The sequence below is a fragment of the Paenibacillus sp. NRS-1781 genome (genome assembly GCF_050467745.1).
In the GTDB taxonomy this organism is placed as follows: domain Bacteria; phylum Bacillota; class Bacilli; order Paenibacillales; family Paenibacillaceae; genus Paenibacillus; species Paenibacillus terrae_A.
This window is the reverse complement of record NZ_JBITPI010000084.1, coordinates 1-1,531: the sequence shown is the minus strand read 5'-3', so window position 1 is coordinate 1,531 and position 1,531 is coordinate 1. Positions and strand designations below refer to the sequence as shown.

The 1,531-nt window shown below is 36.5% G+C and carries 1 protein-coding gene; it reads right to left on the bottom strand.

The genetic code is table 11. The features are described 5' to 3' along the window. Positions 1-1,477: glycosyltransferase (locus ACIFO6_RS23610; protein ID WP_430044441.1), on the bottom strand; the 1,477-nt coding region annotated here is incomplete at its 3' end. Between the last annotated feature and the right edge of the window lie 54 nt (positions 1,478-1,531).

Sequence of the window (1,531 nt, the reverse complement as noted above, 5' to 3'; positions counted from 1 at the left end):
TAAAATAATCTTGTAAAACAACATTTTTATAGGATACTTCATCTTTTACATCCCACCACGAAGCATCAAAATGGTGTACTGCTAAATTTTTACCATCATATACATCAATGGTTAGTTTATTTGCAGGATAAATTTTAACATTATCCTTCAAGGTCTGCATCTTCCCATTTAATTTTATGTTATAGTCTTTTTTCAACAATCCTGTAAGACGAATTACAATATTGTTACTCATATTGTACGTCCCATCTTCCTTTTTAAATGTGTCGTGCTGATACGTCTCCAACCATTTTCTTGCTAACTCAAAGCCTGGTATTCCTCCAAAAATAGCCGCATTGATATTATCTTTCGTTTCAAAAGCAAAAAAGAAATTACTTATTCTTAAGGAGTCAAGAGGGGCCTTAAGCTCTACGTCCGTGTCCATATAGAACCCCCCTTGTTCATGTATCACCTTAATTCGAAAATAATCTGCTACAAATGCCCATTTCTTCGCCTCGTACGCCTCTTTTACAAATTGGCTTTCATTAATGTCACAATTACTTTCATTCCATTCCACAATTTCATATCCGCCTGCATGCTTTTTCCAAGATTCTATGCAACGTTCAATTAATTCACTCTTCTGTCCATGCCCAAACCAGAAATAATGTAGCTTCTTAGGAATTAATTTCATCTGAAATAAGTCATTTATCGACTTACTTCGTATACTCTTTTGATAGTACTCATTCTTTTGAAATAGCTCCTGGTTCTGATAGGCGTATTCCAAAAAATCATCCGCAAATGCTGGCTTGAATTCTATAAATGTAACTATACTCTTATATACTGCAAATACTGCTTCTCTCCTGTAATTAGCGTGAGCGTTATCTAGTACCCGTTGCCAAGAGCTAATTACATCCTTTGTTCTTTCATCTGCACTATAAGTGATTGAGCCACTTCGCTGTCTATAATTATACAAAGCTAATTCCAAATATCCCACACTATGAGCATAGGAAAGTAAGATTGGAGTCGTTCCGATATCTTCATACCATCCATCAGTAAACTCAGCTATCTGAAAAAATTTCCTGTGATATAATTTGTTGCAGGCTGTTGCCGGGTCAATTGAATTAATAACGATTTCCTGGGGATTGAAATGTACTCCCCTAAACCCTTTGGCTACATGACCTGTTTCCCATCCATCCTGTACGACCATAAAGTCACATAAAACGATATCATGTCCTTGTTGAGTCATCCCATACATCGCTTCAAACATCTTCCGATCTACCCAGTCATCCGAATCTACAAATCCGATGTATTCCCCTTTAGCAAATTTCAGTCCATAATTACGCGTATCACCCAATCCACCGTTGGGTTTTGTCATTGACACAATCTTGCCAGGGTATGCTACTTCAAATTCTTTTATGATTCCGAATGATTGGTCCGTACTCCCATCATTCACCACAATAATTTCAATACTTTCTAGTGTTTGACTAACTAATGACTCCAAACATTTCCGCAGGTATTTCTCTACATTATAAACTGGTACAATAACTGATACCTT